The sequence below is a fragment of the Hoyosella rhizosphaerae genome, from assembly GCF_014643175.1.
Taxonomy (GTDB): domain Bacteria; phylum Actinomycetota; class Actinomycetes; order Mycobacteriales; family Mycobacteriaceae; genus Lolliginicoccus; species Lolliginicoccus rhizosphaerae.
The window spans coordinates 1,046,064-1,067,473 of sequence record NZ_BMJH01000001.1 but is presented as its reverse complement, the minus strand read 5'-3'; the positions used below and the strand labels follow the sequence as shown (position 1 = coordinate 1,067,473).

Sequence of the window (21,410 nt, the reverse complement as noted above, 5' to 3'; positions counted from 1 at the left end):
AACTCCCTTGCCGTGGTCGCTCAACTTATTTGAGCCTGGTCGTTCGTCCGATCACGGACCCAACGAGTGAACACTGAACCGTCGTCACCTGCCAGGGTATGTGCCAGTGTCATTCTGTGCCGCAAGGAATGCGCGTGGCTTGCAATTCGCACGGCCGTACCAGCGGTGAGGAAGGGTGCAGTTGTAAGGCAAAGCTCGTCGACGAGATCAATCGCGAGGAGTTCGCCAAACAGGGACGGGCCGCCTTCACACAGGATTCGAGTCAGTCCTCGATCGGCCAACGCATGACGCGCGGCATTGAGGTCCACACCCGAGGCGCCGCCAGATGGAAGTAGAACAACGTCCGCGCCTGCATCGTGCAGTCGGCTGTGCGTCGTGCTGTCGATATCTTCCCGCGTCAGCACTATCGGATTTACTTCGGTTTCTGTGAACACTCGAGATGTGGGGTCAATATTCCCGCTTGCAGACACCATGGCAATTGGCGGGATCGGGCTTTGGCCGCGGTCTTTGCGCAGCGTGGATGACGCGCTTGAGACCTGCACACCACCGTAATTCTCGGAGCGAACAGTCCCGGCCCCGACAAGCACAACATCGCATAGGCCCCTCAAGATCCCAAATATGCGCTTGTCTTCTTTACCGGACAATCCGCCCGAAAGCCCACCAGTCGTGGCGGCGCCATCGATGCTCGACACGAAATTCACTCGTAGCCAACGACTGTGGGGGTACGAATAGATCTCCCGCAGTTCGTCGGCAGACAGTGTTTGTGTGAACTGGGTCGCAGATTTTAGGTAGGCCACAATATTAATCTGACCACGTCGTTACCATTTAGCAATGACCGCACGCCTGATTGACCGAAATCCGGTGATCCCCGCTGATCAGCTGGTAGCCCAAATGGTGCCGCCCGCTATGTTCAACGAGGTGAGTTTTGACTCCTACATCCCGGACCCAAACGAACCAAGCCAGGCAGCCGCAGTGGACTCGGCCCGCGAATTTGCCCGCAATGTCACAAAGAAGGCCAACGGTGGTAAGAAGCGCCTGTTCGGCCGTAAGTCGAACTCCACCGGAATAGGCCTGTATCTCGACGGCGGATTCGGTGTCGGCAAGACTCACCTCCTTGCGTCAATCTTTCATTCAGTGCCCGAACCGAAAGCGTTTGGCACGTTCGTAGAGCTCACACACGTTGTTGGTGCCCTCGGATTCATGAAGGCTGTCGAAGAACTTTCACAGCACTCAGTCCTGTGTATCGATGAGTTTGAACTCGATGATCCAGGTGACACCATGCTCGTGTCACGGCTTCTCGCCGAACTATCAGCTCGCGGTGTGTCCGTCGCGGCAACCTCGAACACTCTTCCGGGGCAATTGGGAGAGGGGCGCTTCGCGGCGCAGGATTTTCTGAGGGAAATTCGCAAACTTGCCTCCGTATTTGACACAGTTCGTGTTGACGGGCCGGACTACCGGCACCGCGACCTTCCCCCCGCGCCCACACCAATTGATGATGCAGAACTCACTGAGCGGGCAGAATCAACCCCAGGTGCAACGCTCGACTCATTCGATGACTTGTGCGCGCACTTGGGCAAACTGCACCCATCGCGCTACGGCAAGCTTGTTGACGGGGTGACGTCAGTGTTCCTGCAGGATGTTCATCCCGCAACGGATCAGGCGGTGGCGCTGCGGTTCGTGGTTCTGGCGGACAGGCTTTATGACGCAAGCATTCCTGTCGTGGTGTCAGGCGCACGGCTCGATGAAATCTTCACAGAGGAAATGCTTGCGGGCGGCTACCGCAAGAAATACCTCCGCGCCACATCCCGCTTATTGGCGTTGTCTAGGTTTGCGGAGCAGGCAAACACTAGTCACTAACGCTGTGGCTGCGCAGTGTTCGTTGCAGTAGAAAATCGTGTTCCAGGCTGTCCCCAACGGGAAATGTTCGCGCCCCGATGGGGACAAACTGGTGCCGTAAATAAAACGAGCGCGCCCGATGATTGAGTTGGTTCACTCCGAGCCAGACTTGGCGGACGTCAGCGACGGCAGCCGCCGTGAGCGTGTGTGTCATGAGTTCCGTTGCTCGACCGGTCCCATGTTGATTGGGGAGCAAATAGAACTTGCTGAGAGCCGCAGAGGTTCGTTCATCAGCATCACACTGAGGCAAAGGTGGCGCGCACCTAAGTTGCAGCAGCGAGTACCCAACGATATTCGAGGACTCACGAAGAACGAAGACGAGGTACCCATGACTAGCGATGTAGGTTTCGAACTGACTCCGCGATAGAGACGAATCGATAAAAGCCTCCACGTCGCTCTTGGGCAGACGTGGAGGGCATGCAAGTGGAAACGTGATCGCAGCGACTCGCGAAAGTTCGCATGCGTCGACGAGTGAAGCTAGTTCAACTCGTGCGTGGTCGTTAAACATGGTGCGCGATACTGGGATTGAACCAGTGACCTCTTCCGTGTCAGGGAAGCGCTCTCCCGCTGAGCTAATCGCGCAGGAAACCTCTAACTAAAGAGGTGGAGACGGGAATCGAACCCGTGTACACGGCTTTGCAGGCCGTTGCCTCGCCACTCGGCCACTCCACCGCAGGGGGGTCAAGCCCAACCTCTTGAGCGGATGACGGGATTCGAACCCGCGACCCTCACCTTGGCAAGGTGATGCGCTACCAACTGCGCTACATCCGCACGCTCCGCTGCTCCCGAGAACCTTGCAGTCCCGTTTGCCGGTGCGGTTGAGAACATTAGCCGATGCGGGCCGCTGTGACAAATCGCAACGGCGAACACAGTGTGTCGCCGAAAATTCACCCTCCGTTGGGTGGCGATTGGCGGTCGACGCCGACCTCGATTGGTTCACATGCGTGGAGGTGCCGTCGCTGAGGGACACACCAGAAGTGCGCTGCAAGTAGGTTGTTTGAGGGGTCACAGCGTGCTAATGTTCGTGCTCGTCGCGCTTCCATTAGCGCGCGTCCCTTATGGTCCCGTAGCTCAGTGGGAGAGCGTTCCGTTCACACCGGAAAGGTCGCTGGTTCGATCCCAGCCGGGACCACTTTTCATGCCTAAAATCGGGGCAGCTAATCAACTCCGGCCCAGTCCCCTGATACCAGCCAAGTCCCCTGATACCGGCCAAGTCCCCTGATAGTTAACAGGTCGGCAATTCAATTAAGTGCCGAGCGCGGAACGGGCGGCCTCAACGCTCCCGACCACGGTAGGCGTGCGAGACTCCGAGCCCCAGGCGTCAGAGAAAAACCCGCCCGGATCGACAACGACAGTCTGAACATGATCGTGCCTTCTCAGGCGGTCCACCATCTCGGCAAGTATTTTCTTCGCCACCACACTCACGGCGATGGTTGCTTCAAAATCTAGTATCACGGGCAGATCAGCACATTCGCGGCGTTCAATTTCGCGTGCGATGAGTTCGGCTTGCGTGAACAGCAGTGTGCCCTGCATCTGGAAGTGCATCGCGCCGTGCCGTTCCTCAGCGCTGCGCAACACGGACCGTCCAATTGGCGAGGCTTCCATCAAATGCAGACCCACGTCTCGTGATAGGTGTTCGAAAAGTTCCACGCCACGAACGCTGTTGCCGCGGCTATCTACGAGGGGTGAGTAGACAGCGATCCCCAGTTGTCCGGGAAGGACGCCGAAGATGCCACCTGAGATTCCACTTTTTGCGGGTATTCCGACGGAGGTGATCCAGTCGCCCGTAGCGTTGTACATCCCGCAGGTTGCCATCACGCTGAGCACATGACGCACAATGTCTGGTTCGAGCAGGCGTTCACCAGTCAAAGGGTGAACGCCTCGGTTCGCGTAAACGGATGCGATGATCGCGAGATCACGTGTGGACACAGAAACAGCGCATTGTCGTGTGTATCCACGGACTGCTTCTTGGGGGTCAATTTCCAGAACGTCGGCTGCTTTGAGCATGTGGCCGATAGCTAAGTTGCGATGCGTTGTGTCGTCTTCGGTGTCTGCGAACTGAAGGGCCTTGTCGGCCAACTTGCTGAAATGTTGCCTTATGCGTTCAGTACGATCGTTCTCCCCATCTCCGTCAACATAGGTGTGAGCAGCTATTGCGCCTGCATTGATCATGGCGTTGAACGGTCTACCTGTTGACTCCTCAAGTGCGATTTCGTTGAAATTATCGCCGGACGGTTCCACGCCGATCTTTTTATGAACTTCGGTGGGTCCAGCGTCATGTATCGCTAGGGCATATGTCAGCGGCTTTGCCATGGACTCGATCGGGAAATGCACATCGGCGTCACCAACGGCATATGTTGCGCCGTCGACAGTTGTGATGGCGAGCGCCAGTTGATCGGCATCTATTCCGGTGTTTTTTGCGCTGGCTGGGCTAATTTCACCGGTTCGATCAGATTTGCACCGGTTCACGATGGTCTCAAGGTATTCGGCTACGGGCGATTGCATAGTGGTGGATACCCTGCAGGTCGGTAATTACACGGGATACCGTCACGATTTTTCGGTAGTTGGTTCGTCGTCCTGCCTGTTGAGGCCAGGGCCACGTCTCGGCAATATGCGGCACGTCGTTGGTTCGACAAAGTAAAACCGCCCCACCTAAGTAGGTGGGGCGGTGAACTCTAAGTTTTGTGCGACTTAATTGTCGGTCAGTTTTTCCTTGACTTCACTTGCTTTGTCTTTGGCTGACTCAACGCCTTGTTTTACTTTGGACTCGGCCTGATCAGCCTGACCCTCTGTCTTCAACTTCTCGTTGTCTGTTGCGGAGCCAGCTGCTTCCTTGGCCTTGCCCGCAATTTCTTCTGCTTTATTCTTAAACTTGTCAGCGAAACCCATTTCGGAATCCTTCCGATCGTTTTGCATCATGGCGCCTGTTGTGCGCCACCACTTATTGTGCCGCATTAGTAGTTTCGGGGCTAGGCATTTTGGTTGCATTGACCGAATTGTGCGGAGTTTTCTCAAACATTTCTAAGGTTGGTGATTGTGACGTGAGCTGAGCTAGCACAAACGTGGCTTGGCACGGCACAATGTGTTCATGCATTGTCGACCGCGACCGTCTCGGGCGTCGCTGCGCGCGTCCTTACAGTGCGTGTTCCTAAAGGCGGGGAGTATGCGGTGATGGTCGACAGGTCATCGGCTGGCGGGGTGCGCGAACACCTCTCATCAGACGAACTTGATGCGCATGATGCCGTTGCTTCACCCCGTGGGCGGTTTTTCCATGGAGTGGTCGGTCGCTTGCGGGCCGTGCGAGCGCAACTGCGACGGCATCCGCTGCTCGCCTTGTCCTATCGTATTGCGGTCGGCCTAGTGGGCGGATTAGTGCTCGTTGTGGGCATTATCGCAATTCCCTACCCAGGCCCGGGCTGGCTCATTGTCTTCACTGGTCTGGGAATTCTTGCTACGGAATTCGAATGGGCCCGACGGATCTTGCGTTGGGCTTTGGAGCGCTATCGGATGGTCATGGCGTGGTATTCCCGTCAGCACGGTGTCGTTCGATGGGCAGGAATCGCGCTCACCGGTGCGATCACCCTCGGCACTCTGTGGTTCGTGGGGGCCTTGGGGCTCTTCGCCGGGTGGTTCGGTGTCCATTGGTCATGGCTGCAAGGCGTTTTAATGTAGCTAGCGGTAGTGTAGACACGCTTGAGGTACACACGTGCCTCAAGAGCACGCTGCACACTTGTGCGCTGCCCCTCGAATCCAAGGAGAGTTCCGTCGTGACCACGTCCGCTTCTCAAGTCCTCAGCCCGCGCGTCACAGTGCCGGCTGGAACGACGGCGGGGCGTGCAGTTTTCGACGCAGGTCTGCCGACTAAAGGCATCGACGGCGTCGTTGTTGTTCGCGACGCTGACGGCCAACTGCGGGATCTAGCGTGGACTCCGGATCGCGACACTGAGGTCGAGGCTGTAGCCGCCAACACAGATGATGGTCGAAACGTGATTCGTCATTCGTGCGCGCACGTCCTTGCTCAGGCTGTCCAACTTGAGTTTCCTGAAGCGAAGCTCGGCATTGGCCCCCCTATTAATGACGGGTTCTACTACGACTTCCAGGTAGGGCGGCCGTTTACGCCCGAGGATCTGACTAAGCTCGAATCGCGGATGAAGAAAATCATCAAGTCGTCGCAGCGGTTCTCCCGCAGGGTCGTGGAAGACATTGATGCTGTGCGGGAAGAACTTGGTACTGAGCCATTCAAGTTGGAGCTTGTCAACGACAAGTCCGGTATCGATGACCCCGAGATTATGGAAATCGGCGGCAACGAACTCACCATGTACGACAACCTTGATCCCCGCAGTGGTGACAAGGTGTGGGGCGACCTGTGTCGTGGGCCGCATGTTCCGACAACCAAGCACATCCCGGCTTTCCGGCTCACCCGATCGTCGGCCGCCTACTGGCGTGGTGACCAAAATCGTGAAGACTTGCAGCGAATCTATGGAACTGCCTGGGAGTCGCAGGAGGCACTGGAAGCTCATCTCGAACTCGTCGCAGAGGCCGAACGCCGTGACCATCGGCGGCTCGGAAACGAGCTAGACCTCTTTAGTTTTCCGAACGAGCTGGGGTCAGGCCTGCCAGTGTTCCACCCCAAAGGCGGGGTGGTGCGTAAGGAACTCGAAGATTACTCCCGGCAGCGGCATGTGGAAGCGGGCTACGAGTTTGTCTACACCCCGCACATCACAAAGGGCGACCTGTTTGAGGTGTCAGGCCACCTTGATTGGTACCGCGACGGCATGTTTCCCCCGATGCACATTGATGCTGAACACAATGAAGATGGCACGATTCGGAAACCAGGTCAGGACTATTTCCTTAAGCCGATGAACTGCCCGATGCACAACTTGATCTTCCGGCATCGGAATCGGTCTTACCGGGAATTGCCTTTGCGGCTATTCGAATTCGGATCCGTGTATCGCTATGAACGCTCCGGTGTAGTGCATGGTTTGACACGCGTCCGCGGAATGACTCAAGACGACGCGCATATTTATTGTGCTCGCGAACAAATGCACGATGAGTTGACCAATGTTTTGAAATTTGTGTTGGATTTGCTGAAAGACTACGGTCTCGACGATTTCTATCTCGAACTATCAACACGAAACGAAGAAAAGTACGTCGGTAGCGATGACGCATGGGATGAAGCAACCCGTACTTTGCAGGAAGTTGCGGAAGCATCAGGGTTGCATCTAGTCCCAGACCCAGGGGGTGCTGCGTTCTATGGCCCGAAGATTTCGGTGCAAGCAAAAGATGCGCTAGGCCGAACCTGGCAGATGTCGACAATCCAGCTTGACTTCAACTTGCCGGAGCGGTTCGACCTAACCTTCACCGCACCTGACGGCAGTCGGCAGCGTCCCGTAATGATTCACCGTGCACTGTTCGGTTCGATAGAGCGTTTCTTTGGCGTTCTCACGGAACACTATGCCGGGGCGTTCCCTGCGTGGCTGGCTCCAGAACAGGTCGTAGGCATCCCCGTCGCGGACAAACACGAGGCGCACCTGTTTACGGTGACGCAGCGACTGCAACAAATGGGCATTCGAGCGCACGTGGACACCAGCGATGATCGTATGCAGAAGAAGATCCGCAATCATACGACTCAGAAAGTTCCGTTTATGCTGCTCGCAGGGGAGCGGGACGTAGAGGCGAACGCAGTGAGCTTCCGTTTCTACGACGGCACACAGCTCAACAGCGTGCCCGTCGACGACGCGATCGACACCATCACGTCGTGGGTGCGCAAGCGAATAAACACTGCGCCAAGCGCGGAGTCGGTACGGGGTGGTGACACAACCTGACGGCGGATAAGCAACGCATTGCGGACACAGGGGTGGGGGAGAGCGACCACCTAGAGCGCATCTGGACGCCGCACCGCATGGCGTACATAGCGGACAGTTCGCAGTCGCCGAAGGACGAGGGCTGTCCGCTGTGTGCGATCCCGCGTAAGACGGATGAAGAAGGATTGGTTGTCGCGCGGGGCGACAGCGTCTACGCAGTCCTGAATCTGTTTCCCTATAATCCGGGTCACTTGATGGTCGTGCCGTATCGGCATGTGGCTGATCTCACCGAACTTACGACTGAAGAGTCAACGGAACTCACTCAGTTCACGCAGTCGGCGCTGACGACCATCCGGGGTGTGTCAAATCCGCATGGCTTCAATGTTGGGCTCAACCTTGGGTCAGCTGCCGGTGGTTCACTGTCTGCACACATTCATCAGCATGTAGTACCGCGGTGGGTTGGTGATGCGAACTTCATCACCATCACAGGCGGAACCAAAGTTTTGCCGCAGTTGCTAAGCCAAACGCGGGCACTGTTGTCCGAGGCATGGAAGTGAATTCTTCTGCGCGGTAGCCCGACTTGCTATTGCGCACGTCTACTTTGGCGTGCCATCTGAGAAATCACCTATAGGCTCATCGATGACGACTCGCACAAGCAACGTGGAAAAGGGCAAGCATGCTGAGTGTGTTCGGCCGACCGTCGGTCTCGAAAGTTACAGCACCGATCGGGCGCGCCCTCATACGGGCTGGTATTAGTCCCGACGCGGTGACTATTTTTGGCACGGCCGTTACGGTGGTTACCGCGGTCGCGCTTTTCCCACGCGGTTACCTGTTTTGGGGAGCCATCCTCATTTCAGCCTTTGTGCTCCTCGACCTTATCGATGGAGCGATGGCGCGGGCTCGCGGTGGTGGCACCCCGTTTGGCGCAGTGCTGGATGCAACTGGTGACCGCATTGCTGACGGCGCCATCTTCGGCGCCTTAGCTTTCTGGGCCGCATTTCACACTGATTCAACAGTGCTAGTCGTCTTGACGTTGTTTGTACTTGTTGCGTCGCAAGTGATCTCGTACGTGAAAGCGCGCGCGGAAGCGAGTGGGCTATCGGCGGACGGCGGGCTGATTGAGCGCTCGGACCGACTTGTCATTGTTCTTCTCGGAGCAGGTTTCACAGGTATCGGTGTCGGGGTGGCCATTCATATCGCGATGTGGGTTCTTGCGGTGGGTAGTGCAATAACGATTGCTCAGCGACTGCTTGCGGTGAGGAGTTCACCGGGTGCGCGCACAATCATTCCGATATCGTCACCTCAGGGTGAGTCCGAGGGAGAAACCCAGTGAGTATCTCGGAGAAACTATCTGAATACACCTACGCCGCAGGGTGGCGCATGGTTCGGTCGATGCCGGGTCCGGTGGCGTCCGGCTTGTTCAACGTGGGCGCTGATTTCGCGGCGCGTGATGGTGGCCCCGCGCAGTTACGGCGCAACCTGGCGCGCGTCCTAGGCGTACGCGACAGCGAGGTGCCCGACGTGCTGATGCGGGCGTCGATGCGTTCATATGCGCGATACTGGCGCGAAGCGTTTCGGTTGCCCTCCATGAACTTAGCCGCGACTGCCCAATCAATTGATAATTGCGTTGAGGGCCGCGAGCACCTTGATGCGGCTCTGGCCCGTGGCCGCGGCGTTGTTGCTGCCCTGCCGCACTCTGGAAATTGGGACCTCGCGGGAGTGTGGTTGGTTAACTACAACGGAACTTTCACGACGGTCGCTGAACGGCTCAAACCAGAATCTTTGTTTGAACGATTTGTTTCGTACCGCGAGTCCTTGGGGTTTGAAATCATTCCGGCAACCGGTGGTGACCAACCGCCGTCCGTCATCCTGAAAGACCGATTGCGCGCAGGCGGCGTGGTGTGTTTGGTCGCTGACCGGGATCTTACGGCGTCAGGTATTCCGGTCGACTTTTTTGGCGAAACGACAAGTTTTCCCGCAGGCCCAGCAAAGCTGGCGGCAGAAACTGGGGCCGCCCTACTTCCTGCTCACTGCTGGTTCACCAAAACCGGGTGGGGTTTTCGGGTTGGCGAAGAAATCGACGTTAGCGCGGGTGTGGAGGCAGCTACGCAAAGCCTCGCCGACGCCTTTTCGTTGAACATTGTCCGCTACCCAGCGGATTGGCACATGCTTCAACCGTTGTGGTGGAGTGATCTCTCACAGCGTCGGCTCGAACGGATGGGCGTTGCCGATTCGGGGCACGGGGGTGGTTCAACGTGAGAATTGGGATGGTGTGTCCCTATTCTTTTGACGTTCCTGGTGGTGTCCAGGCGCATGTGGTGGAGTTGGCGAGCGTCTTTATCGACATGGGGCACGATGTCAGTGTTCTAGCGCCAGCATCCCAGGATGTCGAGTTGCCGCCATACGTCGTTTCTGCGGGCAAGGCTGTGCCGATTCCGTATAACGGCTCCGTAGCTCGGTTGCGTTTTGGGCCTGTCACGTACCAACGGGTGCGAAAGTGGCTGACGGATAATGAATTCGACGTGGTGCACCTGCATGAACCCAATGCCCCAAGTTTGTCGATGTTGGCTCTCAGTATCGCGGAAGTCCCGATCGTTGCGACTTTTCACACCTCCACCACGAAATCGTTGACGCTCAGTACCGTGCAGCCGGTGCTGAAGCCGCTATTGGAGAAAATCAACGGAAAGATCGCCGTCTCGGAACTTGCACGTCGTTGGCAGATCGAGTCTTTAGGGTCCGACGCGGTGGAAATTCCCAACGGTGTCCGGGTTGGGTTTTTCGCCACCGCACGACCGTTGCCTGACTATCCGCGCAAAGGCAAGACACTGCTATTCCTGGGACGTTACGACGAACCACGTAAGGGCATGTCCGTCCTGAAAGAGGCGCTCCCATTTTTGGTTGACAAGCATCCAGACCTGCAAGTTCTCGTCGTTGGCCGTGGCGATGAAGAAGCGTTGCGCGCTGAGCTTGGTCCACTGGCGCATCATTTTCGGTTCCTCGGTCAAGTCTCCGACGAAGAGAAAGCCGCAGCGCTGCGCAGTGCGGATGTCTACTGCGCCCCGAATCTTGGCGGTGAAAGCTTCGGAATTGTCCTTGTGGAAGCAATGGCAGCGGGTACCCCCGTGGTGGCTAGTGAACTCGATGCGTTCCGTCGAGTGCTACGTGATGGCCGTGCGGGGTGTCTCACGGAGCTAGGCGATGGAGAGGACCTCGCTCGTGGCATCGATCGTGTGCTGACTGACACTGAGTACCGCGCCACTATTGTCAACGAGGCGAGCGTAGCGGTACTGCACTATGACTGGAGCGTCGTATCGCGTCAAGTCATGAGGGTCTATGAGGCAGTCATGGTCGAGTCGGGAACAGTTGTTCCACCGCCTGCGTTGTGGCGGCGGTCGTTGACGAAGAAGGAGTAGCGATCAACGTGCTTCCACTGTGGGTTCTTGTCCTCACCGCTGTCCTAGTGGCGGTGGTGGTGCTGTGCGTGACATGGGTGCTCAGCACCGCAAGCCGATTGGATCGTCTCCATATTCGTTATGACAAGGCCTGGCATGCGTTAGATGCGGCACTGGCGCGGCGAGCAGTGGTGGCGCGGTCTGTTGCGGATCTCATGCTTCGATCCATCGCGCAGGATGATGCTGGTTCGTCTCGTATGCGTTCGGAGGCGGAACAACTCGCATCGCTTGCAGGTCGAGCGGAACGAGCTGATCGTGACCACCGAGAGGACGCCGAAAACCGGTTGTCGGCGGCGCTGTCGCGAATTCGCCTTGCAGATGTATCGCCTCAACTGGTTAGTGAACTTGCCGATGCGGAAGCACGGGTGCTCATTGCCCGGCGTTTCCACAACGACGCAGTGGGCGACACACTGGCGTTGCGTCGGCGTCGGCCCGTGCGTTTGCTCAAACTTGCGGGCACTGCGCCTGCACCACACCATTTCGAGATCGTCGAACGCCACTACGATCCACCAGTGGAATTGCTGCGCGAAACTGTTGCGCGAAGTTCTGGCGATCTGGGTGCATCAGGTGGCGAATTGCGCAGGTCGGCGCGGATTGTCGTACTTGATGATTCCGGCAAAGTGTTGCTGATGCGCGGTACAGACCCGCAGGAACCTGGTTCAGCATTCTGGTTTACGCCAGGAGGCGGTGTCGAAGGTGATGAGTCGTTGCTCGATGCCGCAGTGCGGGAAATGCGTGAAGAAACTGGCGTGGAAGTTACGGCAAAGGAACTGCGCGGTCCTGTGTGGAAACGGCGTGAAGATTTCCGCTTCAACGGCGCAGAAATGCGCAGCGAAGAGTTTTTCTATGTCTACAAGACCCGCGAATTCGAACCTGTGACAGATCAGTTCACTGAGCTTGAGGTTTCGATGGTTAGTGAGTACCGATGGTGCGACTCGGTCGATATCCAACAACTTTGTGCTGACGGCGAACAAGTGTATCCGCGTGAGCTTCCGTCCCTGCTCAGCGAAGCCGCCCGGATCGCAAACGGCGCCCAAGTGCCGACATCTCCGCGGGTAATCACGTAGAAGCGAGGAGGGGGACTTCGCCGTTGCGCGTGCCACCTCCTAGGATGGTTAAGTCAACCGACGACTTCAAGATAGCCCCATATGCAGGAGTGACTTTCGTGACCGCAACCCCAACATCTCCCACAAACTCCGCTGAGCCCGTCACCGGCACGGCCCGCGTGAAGCGCGGCATGGCGGAGATGCTCAAAGGCGGGGTGATTATGGATGTTGTCACCCCTGACCAAGCCAAGATCGCCGAAGACGCTGGCGCTGTCGCCGTAATGGCTCTCGAACGCGTACCTGCGGACATTCGCGCGCAAGGTGGCGTGGTTCGGATGAGTGACCCGGACATGATTCAGGGCATCATCGATGCCGTGTCGATCCCCGTCATGGCAAAGGCGCGAATCGGTCACTTCGTGGAGGCCCAGATTCTGCAGAGTCTCGGCGTGGACTACATCGACGAGTCTGAGGTTCTCACTCCGGCTGACTACGCCAACCACATCGATAAGTGGAAGTTCACTGTGCCGTTCGTTTGTGGCGCCACAAACCTTGGGGAAGCACTTCGACGCATCACTGAAGGTGCTGCGATGATCCGCTCGAAAGGCGAAGCCGGAACTGGCGACGTTTCCAACGCAACTACGCACATGCGTGAGATCGGCGGCGCAATCCGTCGGCTCAGTTCCTTGAGCGAAGACGAACTGTTTGTGGCGGCGAAAGAACTACAGGCGCCGTATGAGCTTGTGGCTGAGGTTGCGGCATCAGGGAAGCTTCCCGTGGTGATGTTTACTGCTGGCGGAATCGCTACGCCCGCTGACGCAGCGATGATGATGCAGCTTGGTGCCGAGGGCGTTTTTGTTGGCTCGGGAATCTTCAAGTCGGGCGATCCCGTCAAGCGTGCTGCAGCGATCGTTAAAGCGACCACTTACTTCGACGACCCGGATATGTTGGCCTCAGTGTCACGTGGTCTTGGTGAAGCAATGGTCGGCATTAATGTTGACGACATCCCGGTTTCGCACCGCTTGGCAGATCGCGGTTGGTAATACAACATGAGAGGGCGTTATGGCCACCATTGAGGAAGTCCTAGAAGTCGAGCAGATCGACAAAGATATTTTCCGAGGCCAGCCGGTAGAGACGCTTTTGCAACGGACTTTCGGTGGGCAAGTGGCATGCCAGTCGCTTATTGCCGCGGTTCGTACAGTTGAGCCGAAATTTACTGTGCATTCGATGCATGCGTACTTCCTGCGCCCCGGTAAACCCAAGATCCCGACGGTGTACTTGGTGGACCGGATTCGCGAAGGGCGCTCGTTCTGCACTCGGCGTGTACAGGCGATGCAGAATGGCGAAGCAATCTTCGTGATGTCGGCTTCGTTCCATGTGGGCGATCCCGGAATCGAACACATGGATGCGATCCCAGCAGTTCCTCGTGCTGATGAACTGCCCGATCCAACGACTATTCCTGAGCTGAAAGATCGGTGGGAGCTCAAAGAATGGTCGAACTGGGATTTGCGAATCGTTCCTTTGGAAAAGTCCCAGCGCATTCCTGGTATTGCGGCGCAGCAGCGGGTGTGGATGCGCTACCGTGACTCGATTTCGGATGACCCGACATCACATGTGTGTGCGTTGGCCTACATGAGTGACATGTTGCTCTTGGGGTCCTCGCTGTTGCCGCACCCTGAGCAACGGTCCCGCGTGCAACTTGCTTCGTTGGACCATGCAATGTGGTTTATGCGGCCTTTCCGTGCTGACGAGTGGCTTCTTTATGATCAGACGTCACCTTCAGCAGGGCATGGCCGGGCGCTTACTCAGGGGCGAATCTACAACGCAGACGGCGATTTGGTGGCAGCTGTTGTTCAGGAAGGGTTGACCCGCCTGCCGCAGGAGTGATCCTGTTTCGACATCTGGTTTAACTCCGCCTATCCTGTCGCGAGTGGAATCACGACTTGTCATAGGTGTCCTCGCCCTTCAGGGTGACGTGCGCGAGCACATGCATGCGCTTGAAGCTGTAGGGGCTTCGCCGGTGCGGGTACGTCGCGTATCGGAGATCCTTTCGGTGGATGGATTGGTTATTCCTGGGGGTGAGTCGACGACAATGAGTCGTCTTCTCACCACCTTCGATCTTTTTTCTCCGCTGAAGGCGGCGTTGGATGATGGTCTGCCCGCCTATGGGTCGTGCGCTGGAATGATCATGCTTGCGCGTACGGTGATGAACACTCGTCCTGATGCGGTGAGTTTGGGCGCCCTAGATATTTCAGTCCGGCGAAATGCGTTCGGACGACAGGTTGACTCGTTTGAGGAAGACCTGACTGTTGCGGGAATTGACGATGGACCTGTTCGTGCAGTTTTCATCCGGGCACCGTGGGTTGAAGAGCATGGGGCAGGCGTGGAAGTGCTCGCGAAGGTAGAGACTGGACCTGCGACGGGTCGGGTTGTGGCTGTGCGCCAGGGGGCTGTGATGGCGACATCATTCCACCCTGAGGTCACAGGCGATCACCGTATTCATCGCCTGTTTGTGGATGGCGTGCGTAATAAACACGGCCAGGCGCGGTAACATTCCCCACGCTGTATAACGCCTCGTAGTGAACGATTGGTGACGTCGGAAGGAACCAAACCTTATGAGCGGCCACTCCAAATGGGCCACCACCAAGCATAAAAAAGCCGCAATCGACGCTAAGCGGGGCAAACTTTTCGCCAAGCTTGTGAAGAATGTGGAAGTTGCGGCACGCACCGGTGGTGGTGATCCGGCGGGCAACCCCACGCTTTTTGATGCTATCCAAAAGGCAAAAAAGGCGTCGGTTCCGAACGACAACATTGAACGTGCACGCAAGCGTGGTTCCGGCGAGGAAGCCGGCGGCGCTGACTGGCAGACGATCATGTACGAGGGGTATGGCCCCAATGGTGTCGCGTTGCTGATCGAGTGTTTGACCGACAATCGCAATCGCGCTGCGGGTGAAGTGCGAACCGCGATGAGTCGCAATGGTGGAAATATGGCCGACCCCGGTTCGGTGGCTTACCTGTTCTCCCGCAAGGGAGTGGTGATTCTGGAGAAATCTGGGCGCAGCGAAGACGATGTGCTCATGGCGGTGCTCGATGCAGGCGCGGAGGAAGTTAATGACCTCGGCGAGAGCTTTGAAGTGGTGTCAGATCCTTCGGACCTAGTCGCCGTCCGCTCCGCATTGCAGGAAAATGAAATTGACTACGATTCTGCTGAGCTGAGCTTCCAACCGTCGATGAGCGTGGCCGTGGATGTCGACGGCGCTCGCAAAGTCATCAAGCTTATTGATGCGCTCGAAGACTGTGATGATGTTCAGAACGTGTATTCCAACGTGGACATTTCTGATGAGGTCATTGCGGAACTCGACGCCTAGCTTCTGAGGCATAGGTTCCGGTGAGACTCGCCGACTGGCTGTGCGTCTTCCCACGATAGGCGCGGGTCCGTTACGCTATCGAACAGTTGTTCGTACCGCGTGGAGGTGTTCATGAGAGTCATGGGTGTGGACCCAGGGCTAACGCGATGCGGGCTCGGGATCGTTGATTCAGGGGTTGGGCGCACGGTCACCTCCGTTGCCGTCGATGTCGTGCGAACCCCGCCGGACCTGGAATTGTCAGCCCGCCTGTTGCGAATTGCGACTGCGGCTGAGCAGTGGATGGACACCTATCGCCCTGAAGTTGTCGCTATTGAGCGAGTGTTTTCGCAACAGAATGTGCGGTCCGTGATGGGTACTGCGCAGGCTGGTGGAGTGATTGCACTCGCGGCGGCGCGGCGCGGAATCCCGGTGTGTTTTCACACTCCGAGCCAGGTGAAATCTGCTGTGACGGGCGATGGTGCCGCAGGCAAGGAGCAAGTGACGTCCATGGTCACGAAAATTCTTAACCTCAAAGAAGCGCCGCGTCCAGCGGATGCGGCAGACGCATTGGCTCTGGCAATTTGTCATAGCTGGCGCGCCCCCATGATGGCCCGAATGGCTGACGCGGAAGCCGCAGCAAAGGTCGCGCAGCAAAAGTACAAGACTCGGCTCGCGGCAATTCGTCGGGCTCAGAATGCCGCCGCGAAGCGCGCGAGCGAACCCGCAGGTGTCCAGAAAGCAGCAGGTCGCAAAAAATGATTGCATCGATACGTGGCCCGGTACTGTCAATTGGACTTGACCATGCCGTGGTTGAAGCTGCCGGGGTTGGGTATCGCATCAACGCGACGCCAAGTACGCTCGCCCAGCTCAGCAGAGGCAGCGAGTCAGTCTTACTGACAACAATGGTTGTACGTGAAGACTCGATGACCCTGTTTGGCTTTCCCGATGACGACTCGCGCGAACTTTTCACCCTCTTGCAGACAGTCACGGGCGTTGGGCCGCGCCTAGCGATGGCGGTACTTGCCGTTCTGGAGCCGAATGCATTGAGATCTGCCCTCAGTGGGGGAGATACCAAGGCGCTGATGAAGGTCCCGGGCGTCGGGAAGCGCGTGGCTGAGAGGTTGATCGTGGACCTTCGTGACAAAGTGGGATCGCCAACAACCGTCAGTGCGGCCACCGACTCGCCTCCTAGCGTTAACGGGACTGAGGCGTTAGCGGCGAATGTTGTCGAAGCGTTGGTTGGGCTTGGGTTTAGTTCAACGCAGGCGGAAGAAGCGACAGCCGTTGCCGTCGAAGGGAAACCGCACGCGACATCGTCAGAATTGCTGCGGACAGCGCTCACAATGTTGGGTGGATCGCGATGAACGAACCGTTTGCGACCCCCATTACTGAGACGTCCAGGGCTGACGCGCCCATGACTGCGGACATCGTCGACAGTGACCATGACATCGAAGGAAGCCTAAGGCCTAAGAGCCTGGCCGATTTTGTTGGCCAACCCAAGGTGCGGGAGCAACTCGAACTGGTCCTAACCGGTGCGAAGCAACGAGGAACGGCGCCCGATCACATCTTGCTTTCTGGTCCACCCGGGCTAGGAAAAACAAGCCTCTCGATGATCATTGCCTCAGAAATGGGCACGTCACTACGACTAACCTCTGGCCCTGCGCTAGAACGGGCGGGCGACCTGGCTGCCATGCTGAGCAACTTGGTCGAAGGCGATGTGCTGTTCATCGACGAAATTCATCGCATTTCCCGGCCCGCAGAAGAGATGTTGTACCTGGCAATGGAAGACTTTCGGGTCGATGTTGTCGTAGGGAAAGGGCCCGGTGCAACGTCAATTCCACTTGAGGTCGCGCCATTCACCCTCGTCGGTGCCACTACGCGATCAGGAGCGTTGACTGGTCCGTTGCGTGACCGTTTCGGGTTCACCGGGCATATGGAGTTTTACGAACCAGATGAGTTGCAGTACATCCTGATGAGGTCGGCACGCATCCTCGGGGTCCAGATCCACCATGACGCCGCTACCGAGATCGCGCGACGATCCCGCGGTACACCCCGCATCGCAAACCGGTTGCTCCGCAGAGTCCGAGACTACGCGGACGTACGTGCGGACGGTGTTGTCACGCTTGCCGTCGCGCAAGCAGCACTTCTCGTCTACGACGTCGACGACCTAGGGCTCGATCGCCTAGACCGCGCCGTGCTGCAAGCGCTGGTGAAAAGCTTCAACGGTGGGCCCGTCGGAGCGGCAACGCTCGCTGTCGCCGTAGGAGAAGAACCCGCCACCGTTGAAGAAGTGTGCGAACCGTTTCTTGTTCGAGCAGGGATGTTGGCTCGAACCCCGCGCGGGCGAATCGCAACGGCTGCCGCGTGGCAACATCTCGGATTAGTGCCGCCCGCTGATACCGTGGCGAATGGAATCACGGTGCGCGAACGCTCCACACAGTCGCTAGATGGTCACGATGAGTTCGAGCACGGCTAGGATTGGCGCCGTACAGACGCGCCACATAACCTGATCGTGCGCTTGACTCGGCATCGCGCCGGGATAGTGGCACACTGGTGTACTGGTTGGCGCAACGCTGCTGATCGCCCACGCGTACTTCGAATTGAGGATTTAGACTCTGATGGAATGGTTGTTGCCGCTTCTCATCCTGCTTCTGCTCGTTCCACTTTTCCTGTCGGTTCGGCGGCAGAAGAGAGAAATGGATCGCCAGACTGCGCTGCAAGACTCCCTCAAAGTCGGTGACCGAATCATGACCACGTCAGGTCTATACGGCACTGTTCTAGGCTTGCAAGACACCACCATCGACCTAGAGATCGCACCAGGGGTAGCAGCTACCTGGCTCCGCATGGCTGTTCGTGACATCGTCACCGAAGACCCAAACTCGCCAGCAACTGAGCAGGACTGGACCACCGAAGCCACGTTTGACCCAAACGATGGGTTTGACCAGCGCGGTAACGAATCCGGACGCCAGTAAACACAAGCACCTAGTAGTAGGCCGCAGCGCCACTACCGTCAAGGAGAACTTTCGTGGCCTCTTCCAGTCAGCGGAGAATTCCGCTGCGGGTGCTCAGCGCATTCTTTGTGCTTTTTGCACTGTGCTACACCCTGGTTTTTTTCACAGGCGACCGGGGTACAACACCGCGCCTAGGTGTGGACCTGCAAGGCGGCACCCGCGTGGTGTTGACGGCTATCACCCCAGATGGATCGCGGCCAAGTGAAGAGGCACTGTCTCAGGCCCAACAAATCATCGGTACTCGTATCGATGGTCTTGGCGTTGCCGGGTCGGAAGTGTTGGTTGACGGTGACAGCCTCGTCATCACAGTTCCCGGCCAGGATGGTGCACAAGCGCGAACTTTGGGAACCACCGCGCGGATGTTTGTCCGTCCGGTGCTCGATGCGCAGATCGCCTCCGATGCTGAGTTCGACGAAGCAGGCGAACTGCTCGAACCCGAGGAAACTCCCACAAGTGCACTCGCATCGGACCCAGATGAGGCTGCCGAGCTAATCGAAGAAGCTCGCGCATTCCGTCAAAGTGACGATCCCGAGACGCAAGCTCGCGCGATCGCCGAACACACATGCCAAGGCCTTGATCCACTCGCAGGCAACGACCTACCTGATCGACCGCTCGTCACGTGCAGTACTGATGGCGTGATGGTTTACCTGCTCGGTCCTGTCCTGCTGGAAGGCGAGGACATTGACAGTGGCAGCGTAAGTGACGGCTTCAATCAGCAGCAGTCCCGTTGGGAAGTGTCGTTCCGGTTCCGCGGTGAGGCCAGCCAGACGTGGGCAACCTTCACTCGGCAAAGCATTGGCCAGCAGTCAGCGTTTGTTCTCGATACCGCGGTCGTGAGCGCTCCGGTTATTCGAGACCCAACTCCTGCTGGTAGTGCCACATCAATCTCGGGTAACTTCACCCAGGACGAAGCCCGCGATCTCGCTAATCAATTGCGTTATGGCGCACTGCCATTGTCGTTCGAGTCGTCACAGGCTCAAACGGTCTCAGCAACATTAGGTATCGCGTCGCTGCAAGCCGGTCTCATCGCCGGCGCGATCGGTATGCTCGCCGTATTGGCATATTCGCTCGTGTACTACCGGTTGCTCGGCATCGTTGCTGCGTTGTCCTTAGGGTTCGCGGGCATGCTGGTCTACGGCATCCTTGTGCTGCTAGGCCGATACATCAACTTCACCCTCGACCTGGCCGCCATAGCCGGTTTCATCATTGGTATCGGTATGACCGCTGACTCGTTCATCGTGTTCTTCGAACGAATTAAAGACGAGATGCGCGAAGGTCGAAGTTTCCGGTCCGCTGTGGAACGAGGTTGGCAGCGCGCGCGGCGCACGATCATGACTGGTAACGCTGTCAGCTTCCTCGCCGCCGCAATTTTGTACTTGCTCGCAGTGGGTCAAGTGAAGGGCTTCGCATTCGCGCTCGGTTTGACGACGGTGCTCGACCTGCTCGTCGTCTTCCTGTTCACCTACCCGGTGCTGAGCTTGGCGACCAAATCTAAGTGGCTGTCGAACCCCAAGCTGAATGGTCTTGGCGCGATCACGGAAGTTGCTCGCGAGCGAGCGGAACTTGCAGCTAGGGCAGCCAAAGCGGAAGCACAACCGCGGGGAAACACAGGTGAGATTTCCGCGGAAGCGGAGATGTCTCCCGATGGTTCACAGGTGAAGGGCACACAATCATGACAGGACCCGATGTGACGACAACTGAGCCTGCCCAAATGCCAAAACATGGCTTCTTCCACGGACTTTACACAGGCACCGGATCGTTTCAGATCATTGCGAAACGGAAGATGTTCTTCTACATCGCAGCGGCGCTCATCATCATTTCGCTGCTCGGAATCGGGATTCGTGGGTTCACCTTCGGCATTGATTTTGCTGGCGGTACTCGAGTAGAAATGCCCGCAGGGCAAGTTTCTGTCTCTGAAGCTGAAGAAGTATTCACTGACACCCTTGGTATTTCACCCACGGTCGTGCAAGTTGTGGGCACTGGCGCGACGGCTTCGATCCAGATTCGTTCGGAATCCCTCGACGAGCCGCAAATCCAAGAAGTCCAACGGGCGCTATTCAATGCCTTCCAACCTGTTGATCAAGCGGGCGAACCCAACATAAACGCCATCAGTATCGCGAAAGTCAGTGAGACTTGGGGCGGCCAGGTCACTCAAAAAGCAGTGCTGGCGCTCGTCGTGTTCCTGGTACTGGTGTGTGTCTATATTTCGTTGCGGTTTGAGTGGCATATGGCACTCGCAGCGATCGCCGCAGTCATTCTTGACCTAACAGTCACGGCAGGTGTGTACGCCCTCGTCGGATTCGAAGTCAGCCCGGCCACAATTATTGGCCTACTCACCATTCTTGGTTACTCCCTGTACGACACGGTGGTGGTGTTCGACAAAGTTCAAGAGAACACCACCGGGGTAACGCATACGCTGCGCCGAACGTACGCAGAACAAGCAAACCTCGGTGTGAACCAAACACTCATGCGATCGTTTAACACCTCACTGATCAGCGTCCTACCCATCGCCTCCTTGATGATCGTGGCGGTGTGGATGTTGGGTGTTGGTACTTTGAAGGACCTCGCGCTTGTTCAGTTGGTTGGTATCGCAATTGGAACGTACTCGTCCATTTTCTTCGCCACACCGCTGCTCGTAGCTATTAAGGAACGCACGGAAGCGATCGCTACTCACACCCAGAATGTCCTCGACAGGCGTGAAGTAGCTACCGCATCAGTTGGCGTTACAACTGCTGCTGGCGTTGCCGCAGCATCGCCTGCAGAATCGGAGCGACGTGTCGTTCCGTCACAACGACGTGGAACTGCACCATCGCCAGGTGCACGCCCTACCGGTAAGCGTCGGCGGTAACTCCTTTTT

At 57.3% G+C, this 21,410-nt stretch carries 22 protein-coding genes and 4 tRNA genes; 19 read left to right on the top strand and 7 right to left on the bottom strand.

Annotated elements, in window-relative coordinates:
• Positions 1 to 20: 20 nt before the first annotated feature.
• Positions 21 to 797, bottom strand: coding sequence for a pyrimidine reductase family protein (locus tag IEW73_RS04980; protein ID WP_188671225.1), 777 nt, complete (start codon positions 795 to 797; stop codon positions 21 to 23).
• 34 nt (positions 798 to 831) lie between these two features.
• Here IEW73_RS04980 and zapE point away from each other — a divergent pair, with 34 nt between their 5' ends.
• Positions 832 to 1,857 carry a cell division protein ZapE gene (gene zapE / locus IEW73_RS04975; protein ID WP_188671223.1) on the top strand — a complete coding sequence of 342 codons (1,026 nt, stop codon included), beginning with the start codon at positions 832 to 834 and terminating at the stop codon, positions 1,855 to 1,857.
• Here the strand turns inward: zapE and IEW73_RS04970 are convergent.
• The 4 genes from IEW73_RS04970 to IEW73_RS04955 all read right to left on the bottom strand — a co-directional run bounded on the left by IEW73_RS04970 (position 1,847) and on the right by IEW73_RS04955 (position 2,667).
• Positions 1,847 to 2,404, bottom strand: a complete 558-nt coding sequence (locus IEW73_RS04970) for a GNAT family N-acetyltransferase (RefSeq protein WP_188671220.1) — start codon at positions 2,402 to 2,404, stop codon at positions 1,847 to 1,849. The genes zapE and IEW73_RS04970 overlap by 11 nt on opposite strands.
• Positions 2,404 to 2,478 (bottom strand) — tRNA-Val (locus IEW73_RS04965). The genes IEW73_RS04970 and IEW73_RS04965 overlap by 1 nt, the downstream gene beginning before the upstream one ends.
• A 19-nt stretch (positions 2,479 to 2,497) precedes the next feature.
• Positions 2,498 to 2,568, bottom strand: a tRNA-Cys gene (locus IEW73_RS04960).
• Between the two features lie 26 nt (positions 2,569 to 2,594).
• Positions 2,595 to 2,667 (bottom strand) — tRNA-Gly (locus IEW73_RS04955).
• Between the two features lie 289 nt (positions 2,668 to 2,956).
• Here IEW73_RS04955 and IEW73_RS04950 point away from each other — a divergent pair.
• Positions 2,957 to 3,028, top strand: a tRNA-Val gene (locus IEW73_RS04950).
• Positions 3,029 to 3,141: 113 nt separating this feature from the next.
• Here the strand turns inward: IEW73_RS04950 and glsA are convergent.
• The gene (gene glsA / locus IEW73_RS04945; protein WP_188671218.1) at positions 3,142 to 4,401 is read right to left on the bottom strand and encodes a glutaminase A; all 1,260 of its coding nucleotides are present in this window, start codon (positions 4,399 to 4,401) and stop codon (positions 3,142 to 3,144) included.
• A 186-nt stretch (positions 4,402 to 4,587) separates the two neighbouring features.
• Positions 4,588 to 4,785 (bottom strand): CsbD family protein, encoded by a 198-nt coding sequence (locus IEW73_RS04940; protein WP_188671216.1) that lies wholly within the window; start codon positions 4,783 to 4,785, stop codon positions 4,588 to 4,590.
• 204 nt (positions 4,786 to 4,989) lie between these two features.
• Between IEW73_RS04940 and IEW73_RS04935 the strand changes: the two genes are divergently transcribed.
• From IEW73_RS04935 to secF, 17 genes are all read left to right on the top strand, one after another.
• Complete coding sequence (locus tag IEW73_RS04935) at positions 4,990 to 5,568, top strand: TIGR02611 family protein (protein WP_229675764.1); 579 nt, start codon at positions 4,990 to 4,992, stop codon at positions 5,566 to 5,568.
• Between the two features lie 95 nt (positions 5,569 to 5,663).
• The gene (thrS, locus tag IEW73_RS04930) at positions 5,664 to 7,721 is read left to right on the top strand and encodes a threonine--tRNA ligase (protein WP_188671214.1); all 2,058 of its coding nucleotides are present in this window, start codon (positions 5,664 to 5,666) and stop codon (positions 7,719 to 7,721) included.
• Positions 7,718 to 8,257, top strand: a complete 540-nt coding sequence (locus IEW73_RS04925) for an HIT family protein (protein WP_229675847.1) — start codon at positions 7,718 to 7,720, stop codon at positions 8,255 to 8,257. Before thrS ends, IEW73_RS04925 begins: the two co-directional genes overlap by 4 nt.
• 119 nt (positions 8,258 to 8,376) lie before the next feature.
• On the top strand, positions 8,377 to 9,033 hold the full coding sequence (pgsA, locus tag IEW73_RS04920) for a phosphatidylinositol phosphate synthase (protein ID WP_188671212.1): 657 nt from the start codon (positions 8,377 to 8,379) through the stop codon (positions 9,031 to 9,033).
• The gene (locus IEW73_RS04915; protein ID WP_188671210.1) at positions 9,030 to 9,959 is read left to right on the top strand and encodes a phosphatidylinositol mannoside acyltransferase; all 930 of its coding nucleotides are present in this window, start codon (positions 9,030 to 9,032) and stop codon (positions 9,957 to 9,959) included. Before pgsA ends, IEW73_RS04915 begins: the two co-directional genes overlap by 4 nt.
• The gene (locus IEW73_RS04910; protein ID WP_188671207.1) at positions 9,956 to 11,113 is read left to right on the top strand and encodes a glycosyltransferase family 4 protein; all 1,158 of its coding nucleotides are present in this window, start codon (positions 9,956 to 9,958) and stop codon (positions 11,111 to 11,113) included. The genes IEW73_RS04915 and IEW73_RS04910 overlap by 4 nt, the downstream gene beginning before the upstream one ends.
• A complete protein-coding gene (locus tag IEW73_RS04905; protein ID WP_229675763.1) occupies positions 11,083 to 12,219 on the top strand; it encodes an NUDIX hydrolase in 1,137 nt (378 codons plus the stop codon). Before IEW73_RS04910 ends, IEW73_RS04905 begins: the two co-directional genes overlap by 31 nt.
• A 98-nt stretch (positions 12,220 to 12,317) precedes the next feature.
• A complete protein-coding gene (gene pdxS / locus IEW73_RS04900) occupies positions 12,318 to 13,238 on the top strand; it encodes a pyridoxal 5'-phosphate synthase lyase subunit PdxS (protein WP_188671205.1) in 921 nt (306 codons plus the stop codon).
• Positions 13,239 to 13,257: 19 nt separating this feature from the next.
• Positions 13,258 to 14,082: an acyl-CoA thioesterase gene (locus IEW73_RS04895; RefSeq protein WP_188671203.1), complete on the top strand. Its 825-nt coding sequence runs from the start codon at positions 13,258 to 13,260 to the stop codon at positions 14,080 to 14,082.
• 43 nt (positions 14,083 to 14,125) lie between these two features.
• Positions 14,126 to 14,746 carry a pyridoxal 5'-phosphate synthase glutaminase subunit PdxT gene (gene pdxT / locus IEW73_RS04890; RefSeq protein WP_188671201.1) on the top strand — a complete coding sequence of 207 codons (621 nt, stop codon included), beginning with the start codon at positions 14,126 to 14,128 and terminating at the stop codon, positions 14,744 to 14,746.
• 64 nt (positions 14,747 to 14,810) lie between these two features.
• Positions 14,811 to 15,563 (top strand): YebC/PmpR family DNA-binding transcriptional regulator, encoded by a 753-nt coding sequence (locus IEW73_RS04885; protein ID WP_188671199.1) that lies wholly within the window; start codon positions 14,811 to 14,813, stop codon positions 15,561 to 15,563.
• A gap of 111 nt (positions 15,564 to 15,674) precedes the next feature.
• Positions 15,675 to 16,301, top strand: a complete 627-nt coding sequence (gene ruvC / locus IEW73_RS04880) for a crossover junction endodeoxyribonuclease RuvC (RefSeq protein WP_188671197.1) — start codon at positions 15,675 to 15,677, stop codon at positions 16,299 to 16,301.
• Complete coding sequence (gene ruvA, locus IEW73_RS04875; RefSeq protein WP_188671195.1) at positions 16,298 to 16,906, top strand: Holliday junction branch migration protein RuvA; 609 nt, start codon at positions 16,298 to 16,300, stop codon at positions 16,904 to 16,906. The genes ruvC and ruvA overlap by 4 nt, the downstream gene beginning before the upstream one ends.
• Positions 16,907 to 16,956: 50 nt before the next feature.
• Positions 16,957 to 18,018, top strand: coding sequence for a Holliday junction branch migration DNA helicase RuvB (ruvB, locus tag IEW73_RS04870; protein ID WP_372433607.1), 1,062 nt, complete (start codon positions 16,957 to 16,959; stop codon positions 18,016 to 18,018).
• A gap of 142 nt (positions 18,019 to 18,160) precedes the next feature.
• Positions 18,161 to 18,514, top strand: coding sequence for a preprotein translocase subunit YajC (gene yajC, locus IEW73_RS04865; protein WP_188671190.1), 354 nt, complete (start codon positions 18,161 to 18,163; stop codon positions 18,512 to 18,514).
• A 53-nt stretch (positions 18,515 to 18,567) separates the two neighbouring features.
• The gene (gene secD, locus IEW73_RS04860; protein WP_229675761.1) at positions 18,568 to 20,229 is read left to right on the top strand and encodes a protein translocase subunit SecD; all 1,662 of its coding nucleotides are present in this window, start codon (positions 18,568 to 18,570) and stop codon (positions 20,227 to 20,229) included.
• Positions 20,226 to 21,401: a protein translocase subunit SecF gene (gene secF, locus IEW73_RS04855; protein WP_188671188.1), complete on the top strand. Its 1,176-nt coding sequence runs from the start codon at positions 20,226 to 20,228 to the stop codon at positions 21,399 to 21,401. Before secD ends, secF begins: the two co-directional genes overlap by 4 nt.
• Positions 21,402 to 21,410 lie beyond the last annotated feature (9 nt).